The organism is Streptomyces sp. CBMA156, from assembly GCF_014596515.1.
In the GTDB taxonomy this organism is placed as follows: domain Bacteria; phylum Actinomycetota; class Actinomycetes; order Streptomycetales; family Streptomycetaceae; genus Kitasatospora.
In genome coordinates this window covers 1-9142 of record NZ_MSJQ01000342.1, presented here as the reverse complement: position 1 = coordinate 9142, position 9142 = coordinate 1, and the positions used below count along the sequence as shown (strand labels likewise).

Below are 9142 nucleotides of genomic sequence, written 5' to 3'. Positions count from 1 at the left end.
CTCGCGCTGCTCGGCCGCGCCCTCGGTCGGACGGGCGTCACCGAGGTCGCGGTCGAGGACCCGGGCTCGCTCGGCGCCCGGCAGCACCTCGCCCACTGGCTCGCCGCCACCCCGCCCGTCCCGGTCGACGCCGAGGGCGTCCGGGTCGACGCGCTGCGCGCCACCGGCGCCCCGGCCGTCCTGCTCACCCCCGCCCACCAGTACCCGACCGGCGTGGTCCTCGGCGGCGACCGGAGGCGCGAACTGCTGCGCTGGGCGGGCCAGGGCGGTCTGGTCATCGAGGACGACTACGACGCCGAACACCGCTACGACCGCCCGCCCGTCCCGGCCCTGCGGGCTGTCCTGCCGGACCGGGTCTGCTACGCGGGCAGCATCTCCAAGCTGCTCGCCCCCGCGCTGCGCACCGGCTGGCTGCTGGTCCCGGCCCGGCTGCGGGACGCCGTCCTGGACGCCAAGCGCTTCGCCGACCTCGGCAATCCGGTGCTGCCCCAGCTGGTGCTCGCCCGGCTGATGGAATCCGGCGAACTCGACCGCCACCTGCGGCTGCTGCGCCGCCGCCACCGGCGCCGGCGGGACGCCATGATCGCCGCCATCCGCACCCACCTGCCGGGCGCCGTCGTGCACGGCGCGGCGGCCGGCCTCCATCTGATGCTGACCCTTCCGGAGGAACTCGGCTGCGCGGACACCGAGTTGGCCGCCGCCGCACTGGCCGCGGGGGTCAAGGTGCAGCCGCTGTCCTGGCACGCCCGGCTGCCGTACCCGTCCGGCCTCGTCCTCGGCTACGCGGCGGGTTCGGCGGCCGAGATCGCGGAGGGCGTCGCCGTCCTGGGGCGGCTGGCCGGCCTGGCGCCCAGGGGGCCCGGTTCGTGACGGACGGGCCCGGCACAACGGCGCCGCCGTGCCGCCCGGAGAGCGGGCGGCACGGCGGCGATCGGTGCGGTGCGGGGGTCAGGCCGCGAAGTAGCCGTTCAGGTCGGCGATCACGTGGGCGTCACCCCAGTTGTTGAAGAGCGTCACCCGGCCGTCCACCACCGGGACGACGACCAGGTTGGCCCTGGTCTGTCCGGCGGTGAAGTTGAGGTTCGACACGCCCGGGCGGGCGGTGCCGTGCGGGTAGACGATCAGGTGGCTGTCCGCCGTCGGTCCGGTGACCGTGACGTTCAGGACCACGGCGGTCACGCCGGTGGACGGCACGCCCTGGAGCGCGGTCACCGGCACGCTGACGATGCCGCCGCCGCCCACCGCCCCGGCACGGGCGCCGGCACCGCTGCGGGTGTCCAGCAGCCGGACCGGGGTGGTCGGCGAGAAGACCGAACCGGAGTCCCCGTAGTAGCCGGTGACGTCGGCGATCAGGTCGACGGAGCCCGTGTTGTTGCGCAGGTCGACCTTCCCGTTGACCACCGGGACCGTCACCAGGTTGGCGACGATCTGACCGGCCTCGAAGTTGAGGTTGGAGACGTCCGGGCGGGGCCGGCCGTCGGGGTAGACGGTGACGTGGCCGGGCTGGGTCGGGTCGACGGCGGTGACGTTCATGACGACGGCGGTGACGCCGGTCGCCGGGACGCCCTTGACGCCGGCCACCTGGAGGCCGACCACGCCGCCCTCGCCGACCCGTTGGGCGGGGGCGCCGGTGCCGTTCCTGGTGTCCAGGAAACGGGCCGGAGTGATCGGGGTGAGCGCGGAACCGGTGGCCCCGTCGGTGTAGTAGCCGGTGACGTCGGCGATCAGGTCGACGGAGCCCGTGTTGTTGCGCAGGTCGACCTTCCCGTTCAGCACCGGGACCGTCACCAGGTTCGGGACGACCTTGCCGGCCTCGAAGTTGAGGTTGGAGACGTCCGGGCGGGGCCGGCCGTCGGGGTAGACGGTGACGTGGCCGGGCTGGGTCGGGTCGACGGCGGTGACGTTCATGACGACGGCGGTGACGCCGGTCGCCGGGACGCCCTTGACGCCGGCCACCTGGAGAGCGACCACGCCGCCCTCGCCGACCCGTTGGGCGGGGGCGCCGGTGCCGTTCCTGGTGTCCAGGAAACGGGCCGGGTCGATCGGGACGAACCGGCTCCTGGTCGCGGTGGTGGCGGCGGTGACGGTGAAGGCGCCGGGGAGCGAGACCCCGTAGACGCCGTCGAGCGCGATGTCGTAACTGCCGGGTGCCAGGCCGTTGGTGTCGAGCAGCACGTCGAGCGAGGTGCCGTCGGGGCCGGCGGACAGGGTCGTCGTCACCGGGTAGGTGGGGGCGCCGTTGCCCACCAGCTTGGCCTTGTTGCCGAGGTGGAGCCCCTTGCCCCGGATCACGGCCTGGATCCTCGTCCCGGCGGCGCCGGTGGACGGGCTGACCGAGGCCAGGGCCGGCTGCGGCTGCGGTCCAGGGCAGGAGGAGAAGTCGCAGACGCCCTGCATGCTGTACTCGACCGGCGTGCCCGCGGTGGCGTGGCTGAGGATCAGCACGGCCTGCTCGGGCTGCGAGTCGGACGAGCACCGGCCGCCGAAGGCCCCGTAGCTGGAGGAGCACTGGTAGCCGTACTCGTCGTTCCAGCGGGAGCCCCGGAGCAGGCGCAGCAGCGGGAAGTCGTCCTGCCGGGTGGCGCTGGTGGTGCCGACCACGTTGAAGGACTGGTTGGCCTTCATGTCGACGACGGCGCAGTAGGCGGTCGAGTCGTCGGTGAGGACCCCGCCGCGCTGCGGGAAGCCCTCGACGCTGATCGGGTTCGCGGCGCACTCGGGCGCCCAGCCCGCGGCCGTCCCGACCTTCCAGGCGTCCACACCGGCGTGGATCGTCCTGCCCGCGTACCCGGAGGCGAGCACGACCGCGGTGTACGAGCCCGCACCGGTGAGCCGGCAGGAGACGCCGAACTGGGTGCAGACCTGCTTGCCCTCGGTGTCGAGCACGGTGAGCAGCGCGTTCTTGCCGTACGCGCCGTCCGAGGTCCGGACGCCCAGGGTGTACCTGTCGCCGCTTGCGGCGGTGACCCGGACGCACCGGGCGTCCAGCGCGGAGGTCAGGTCGAAGGAGATGCCGGGGCCGCCGACCCTGGTCGAGGACGGGGTCAGGCAGTTCGCGCCCGGCGAGATGTCGTGCCGGGCTAGCCGGTAGGTGTCGGCCCCGCCCCAGCCGGTCAGCAGCGCGGTGTAGGCCACGCCGGTGGCCAGCCGGCAGGACTTGGCCGAGTTTCCGACCGCGACCGCCGTGCAGACCGGGGCGCCGGACGCGTCGAACACCGTCACGTCGGCGTTGAGCTGGTTCGTGGTGTTGGTGTAGTCGGTCAGCTCGGTGACGGAGTGCCGGTCCGCGGGCAGGCTCAGGCAGGCCTGCGGAGCGGCCGCGGTCACCGGGACCTCGGCGCCCCAGCTGCCGTCGAACCCGCTCTGCGGCCAGGCGGTGCAGCCGCCGGTCGCCTCGCTCCGGTGGACCACCAGCCCGTAGGCCTTGGACGGCGTGCCGGTCAGCACCGCGCGGAACGGGGCGGTGCCGGTGAGCTTGCAGGCGACGGACGCGCCGCGGGTGATCTCGCACTGCTTGGCACCCGAGGCGTCGAAGACCTGGGCATCGACCGTCGCGCCGTCGGCGGGCGGCCGGTTGAGCAGGTACACGCCCTTGCCCGAGGCCGTCGGCAGGGCCAGGCAGAGCTGCTGGCCGAGGCCGCCGAAGGTGCCCGTGGCCGGACCGGCCGTCAGACCGGTGTCGTTGGCCGCGACGCAGCCCCGGGTCTCCCTGGCCGAGTGGAAGGCCATGCCGTACGCACCGACCGAGGGCGGCGCGTAGGCGTCGACGGCCCAGGTGTAGTCACCCGGCGTCAGGTCGCAGGCGCCCTGGAAGCAGGGCTCCCCCTGGGCGGTGCCGTCGGCGGCGAACAGCGCGCCGGGGACGGAGCCGTCGTTCGTGACGAGCGGGCCGAAGCCGTACCGCGTCGACTCCGGGACGCGCAGCGTCCGGCAGCGCGTGGTGGCGGTCAGGTCGGGGGAGACGCCGAACGCCTGGGGCTCGACGAGCGTGCAGCCCTCCGGGTGGGAGAACCGCGCCGCGAAGACGTCGTACGCGAGGGCCGCGCCGTTGTAGCGCTGGACGGTGAAGCGGTACGGCGCGGAGCCGGTGAGCCGGCAGTCGGGATAGGTCGACTTGCCGCAGACCTCGGCGCCCGTGCCGTCGTAGACGACGACGCTGCCGCGCTGGCCGGTGGAACCGGTGCGGAGCACGTCGCCGGCGGCGAGGCCGTCCACCCGGTAGCAGTCACCGGCCGAGCCGAGGGCCAGCGAGCCCTGGACGTCGGTCGGGGCGCCGAGTGCGAGGTCGGCGGCGCCGAGCGTCCGGCAGGCCGTGGTGGACAGCAGCGGCAGGTAGGAGAGTGCGAGGCCGGTCGGCGTAGCGGAGTAGGTCTCCACCTTCAGCGTGTACGTGCCTGCCCGGGTGGTGGCGCAGCGCAGCGCCCTGTTGCCGTCCCAGCTCGGGCCGACCGGGTCGTCGCAGGTCACGGCGGTGCCGTCGGGCGCGACGACGGTCGGGGTGATCGAGCCCTGGGTGGGGACGATCTGCAGGAGCAGCAGGTCCTTCTGCTGCGGCAGGTCGAGGCTGAAGACGCTGGTCCCGCTCGGGTCGGCGGCGCAGCTCGCCACCGTGCCGGGCTGCAGCGCCGCCGGGCACGGGCCGCTCGGGTCGGCCTGGCGCAGCTCCTGGGCGAGGGCCTGCTGGTCGGCCTTGCGGTCGGCCTCCCGGCCGGGTGCGCCGGACGCGGCGGACGCGGCAGGGCTCGGGGCCGCGTTCGGGGCCGCGGCCGGCCCGGCGGCCGGGTCCGGGTCGGCGGCCGGGTCCGGGTCGGCGGCCGGGTTCGCGTTCGGGTCGGCCGGTGCGCCCGCCTGCGGCGCGACGGCCGCGGTCGGCGCCGCCCCCACGGCCTGGGCCGGTGCGGCCTGGCTCACCAGCGAGGCCAGGACGGCCAGCAGCAGGGCTCCGGAGGCGGCTGAGCGGCCGCCCCCACCCCGCCTTCGTCGTACTCGTCTGCCGATCGGCAGCACGTTCATCTCATCCCCCCGTTGTGGGCAGGTCGTGCACGGAAAGGTCGTACATGTGAGCGAGCTGGCGGAGTCTAGCGGGACGTGTGCGCATCCTGCCATCGGTTACCGGGGTGTAGGCCGCCCCGTCCCGCGCCCCGTGCTGACGCCACGTCGGGAGCTCCGGCCGCGAGGTGTCCGGGTGCCCTCACCTCGGTCTTCCGGTGTGTGGGCCCGGGTGCCGGGCCTGGGGCCGGGTGGCGCGATCGCACCGGAAGTATCGGATTGTCGGATGAATCCGACGCGGCTGGAGCGTGGTGGTCCGCCTCCCTGGGTAGGTTGACATGCTGAAGTCAACATCCGATCCGGGAGGCGTGATGGTCCCGTTCCGCAGTGTCGCCCAGTTCGGGGTGGTGCTTGCCGTCATGGGGGCCGCGCTCGGGCCGGTCCCGCTCGGCTCGCCCACCCGGCCGCCGGGGAGCACCGGCGCGCCTGGCGCCCCCGGCGCTCCGGATGCGGCCGGTGAGAGGAGTGCGGCGATGGCCGTCCAGGAGCAGGAGGACTCCCGGGTGCTCGCCGGGCGGCGGATCGTGCTGTCGTACTCCGGCCCGACGCCGCCGGCCGGGGTGCTCCGGACGCTCAGGGAGGGCCGGGCCGCCGGCGTGATCCTGTTCGGCGAGAACGTCACCAGCCCGGAACAACTCGCCAGGGCCGTCGCCGACTTGAAGCAGGCAGCGGCCGAGGCCCCGCACCCGCGCACCCTGCTGCTGATGACCGATCAGGAGGGCGGCAGGGTCCGCCGACTGCCCGGTGCGCCCGAGCTCTCCGCCCGGAGTGTCGGTTCGGCCGCGGACCCGGTCGCCGCGGCGGCGGAGTCCGGGTCCGGTGCCGCCCGGACGCTCGCCGATGCCGGGCTGAACCTCAACCTCGCCCCGGTGCTCGACGTCTACGACAAGCCGGACAACTTCATCGACCACTACGAGCGCTCCTACGGCCAGGACCCGGGCGCGGTGGCGGAGTTGGGCACCGCCTTCCTCACCGCCCAGCAGGGCCTCGGGGTGGCCGCGACCGCCAAGCACTTTCCCGGCCTCGGCGCCGCGCCCCGGGGCGCGAACACCGACGAGGGCCAGGTCACCCTGAACGTCCCGCTGTCACAGCTCCGCTCCCGGGGTGAGGCCCCGTACCGGACCGCCATCGCGGCGGGCGTGCGGCTGGTGATGGCCTCCTGGGCGGTCTACCCGGCGCTGGATCCGGACCACCCGGCCGGCTTCTCGTCCACGATCATCCAGGGCGAGCTCCGCGGCCGGCTCGGCTTCGACGGTGTGACCGTCACCGACGCCATGGAAGCCAAGGCACTCGCCCCGTACGGCGGTGCCGGAGACCGCGCGCTGGCCGCCGCCGGGGCCGGGATGGACCTGATGCTCTGCTCCGCCCGCGACCCCGGGCAGGCCGAGGAGGCCACCGAGGCCCTGGCCGCCGCGCTGGACGACGGCCGCCTGGACCGGCACGCCTTCACCGAGGCCGTGGCCAGGGTCGACGAGCTGCGCGCCTCGCTGGACTGAGCCGGCGGCGGCGGGTGAGCGGATGCGCCGCGGGCCCCGCCCGGCGGCGCCGTTCCGGTAGGTCCTGTCACCCGCCGATCGGGTGCGCGGGCCGACGGCGCGGTGGCCGCCGGGGCGGGCCCGGCGGCGGTTCGGACGTGGTTCACCGGGGCTCCACGCGGGCGTCGTCTGGATGGTGGTGCCGGTTGGGCCGTCCGAGGGTGATTGCGCCATCGAAGGTCTGGTTTCGGTCGAGGGTTCGGTTCGAAGGGTAAATCGGCGTCGGGGCACAGGAATCGCATGGGAGAGTTCCCGTCGTGGGCCTATGAAATATCACATGTCCCACATCACCTGCCCTAGTCCGTCCTCATACCCTCCGAAGGAGGAGGCACCGATGAACCGCATGAGTCGCGCCACCTGGATCGCCGCCGGCGCCGTCACCCTGCTCGCGGCGCCCGTCCCGGCGCTCGCCGCGACCCCGACTGCCGCCACCACCACCGCCACCGTCACCACCTGCGGCTACTCCAGCCTCCAGGCCGGCCTGGCCACCTACGCCTGCGCCGACGTGACCGGCGACAGCGTCGCGATCTACGGGAAGATCGGCCTGGCCGGTCCGCCGTCCCCGGGCACCCCGTGGCCGCCGGCGCCGAAGGAGCTGGTGACCCACCTGTCGGCCGACGTGGCCGGCGGAGCCTCGCTCGGTACGGTGAACGGCCGCACCGTGTTCCAGGTGTCCACCGTGCGGGTCGACGGCATCGCGGCCACGGTGGCCTGCGGGTCGACCGTGCACGTGTCCTTCGGTGTCGACGGGTTCTGGAGCGGCCAGGTGCCGGCCACGGTGGACGTGCCTGTAGTCTGCTGACGACTGACGTATCGTCACCGTGAAGGCCGAGCCCGGGAGTTGGCAGCATCCCGGGCTCGGCTTTCGGATGTCCGGCCCCGGTCGCGGCCCTGGTCGCGGCCGCGCGAAGGGCCGTCCGGCCGCGGCCTGCGGGGAGCCGGCGCGCAGTGACGACTTGAAGAAATCTTCATCTGTCGCGATGATGCCTACCGGCCGCGGCATCGACCCCCGCCCGGCCGGACGACCACCGAGCCGGACCCGAGGGAGAGAGCGGACGATGCCGGTCCCGCTGTACCAGGCCAAGGCGGAGTTCTTCCGCACCCTCGGCCACCCCGTGCGGATCCGGGTCCTGGAGCTGCTCCAGGACGGCCCCCGGCCGGTCCGCGAGCTGCTGGCGGAGATCGAGGTCGAGCCGTCCAACCTCTCCCAGCAGCTCGCGGTGCTGCGCCGCACCCAGCTGGTCACCGCGACCCGTGAGGGCAACACGGTGGTGTACGCGCTCAGCACCCCGGACGTCGCCGAGCTGCTGCGCGCGGCCCGTCGGATCCTGACCGAGCTGATCACCGACCAGGGCGCGCTGCTCACCGAGCTGCGCGCCACCGGTGGCCGGCCCCGCTGAGCCGCGCCCGGCCCGTCCGCCCGATCCGAGGAGAAGCACCACCATGAACGACAGCACCGGCGAGAGTGCGGGCGACGGTACGAGCGAGGAGAAGCGGCGCCGCAAGGCGATGCTGATCCGCGCGGGCATCTACATCTTCGCCACGCACCTGTTCGCCGGTTTCGTGCTGCTGCTGTTCGCGCTCGGCGACCGGAAGTAGCCCCCGGGGGGCGGGCGGCTCACCGGTGCCGCCCGCCGTCCGGTACCAGGTAGCGGTCGCTGGTGCTGGTCCACGCCTGCACGCCGGCGACCAGCTGCCGGGTGCCCTCCAGGTACCAGCGTCCGGCCGGATGGCGGCGCAGCAGCTCGAGGCGCAGTTCCTCGCTCTCCTGCCGCAGCCGTGCCACCTGGACGCGCACCGCGTGGACGGCCCGGCCCCGGGTGCAGCCGTGGGTCCGCTGGAGGGTGAGCACGGTGTTGAACGCGGCCGTGGTCTGCCGTTCCTCGCGCTCCAGCGAATAGAGGTCGTTGATCAGTGTGGCGGCGTCGGCGGTGTTGGCCCGCAGCCGGTGCAGCGCGGGCTCCGCGTGCAGGGCGGCCGGGGCGTCGGCGCCGTGGACCCGTTCCATTATGTTCATGAACGGGTAGAGGCAACTGCCGTGCCGGCGCAGCCGCATGGTGTCCGTCAGGTCGAGGCCGAGGGCGGGGACGGTGCCGCGGGCGCGGTGGTCGGCCTCGGCGGGGAAGGTGGCCAGGCAGGCGCGCCACTCCCGGGCCGCCCTGGCGCGCCACTCGGGGGACATCGAGGCGGTCTGCCGGTGCCACAACTCCCGCCAGGAGTCGAGCAGTCGGCCATCGGACGGACTCCCGCCGCGGGCTCCGTCGAGGACCGCGATCAGCGGGTCGACCAGGGCGTGGGCCTCGGCGGGGTGGCGCCCGGGCGAGCCGTCGAAACGGTCGTCCAGGATGGTGAACCAGCCCAGCACGTCGACCAGGAGGTCGAGTTCGGCGCCCCGGACGCGGGGGAACGCGTGGCCGATCAGCTCGTGCAGCGCGTAGGCCCGGTAGCGGGGCAGCTCCGACGGGGTGAGCAGGCCGCGGCGGACCGCCCAGTCGGCGTGCCGGTCGGCGGCGAGGCGCAGGTCGCGGGACCGGCGGGGGTCCGCCGGGGCGGCGGGC

Annotated in this window: 7 protein-coding genes; 5 read left to right on the top strand and 2 right to left on the bottom strand. The window is 74.4% G+C overall.

Annotation, left to right across the window (positions count from 1 at the left end):
* Positions 1-870 (top strand): PLP-dependent aminotransferase family protein (locus BU198_RS29530; RefSeq protein ID WP_188299912.1); only part of this gene is annotated, 870 nt, incomplete at its 5' end.
* Between the two features lie 78 nt (positions 871-948).
* Here the strand turns inward: BU198_RS29530 and BU198_RS29525 are convergent.
* Positions 949-5013: a hypothetical protein gene (locus BU198_RS29525; RefSeq protein WP_188299911.1), complete on the bottom strand. Its 4065-nt coding sequence runs from the start codon at positions 5011-5013 to the stop codon at positions 949-951.
* Between the two features lie 509 nt (positions 5014-5522).
* Between BU198_RS29525 and BU198_RS29520 the strand changes: the two genes are divergently transcribed.
* From BU198_RS29520 to BU198_RS29505, 4 genes are all read left to right on the top strand, one after another.
* Positions 5523-6545: a glycoside hydrolase family 3 N-terminal domain-containing protein gene (locus BU198_RS29520; RefSeq protein WP_223245107.1), complete on the top strand. Its 1023-nt coding sequence runs from the start codon at positions 5523-5525 to the stop codon at positions 6543-6545.
* A 373-nt stretch (positions 6546-6918) separates the two neighbouring features.
* Complete coding sequence (locus BU198_RS29515) at positions 6919-7386, top strand: hypothetical protein (RefSeq protein ID WP_188299910.1); 468 nt, start codon at positions 6919-6921, stop codon at positions 7384-7386.
* Positions 7387-7642: 256 nt separating this feature from the next.
* Positions 7643-7984 carry an ArsR/SmtB family transcription factor gene (locus tag BU198_RS29510; RefSeq protein ID WP_188299909.1) on the top strand — a complete coding sequence of 114 codons (342 nt, stop codon included), beginning with the start codon at positions 7643-7645 and terminating at the stop codon, positions 7982-7984.
* 43 nt (positions 7985-8027) lie between these two features.
* Positions 8028-8183: a DUF6126 family protein gene (locus BU198_RS29505; RefSeq protein WP_188299908.1), complete on the top strand. Its 156-nt coding sequence runs from the start codon at positions 8028-8030 to the stop codon at positions 8181-8183.
* 19 nt (positions 8184-8202) lie between these two features.
* Here BU198_RS29505 and BU198_RS29500 read toward each other — a convergent pair.
* The coding region (locus BU198_RS29500; protein WP_188299907.1) for a terpene synthase family protein at positions 8203-9142 on the bottom strand (940 nt) is incomplete at its 5' end.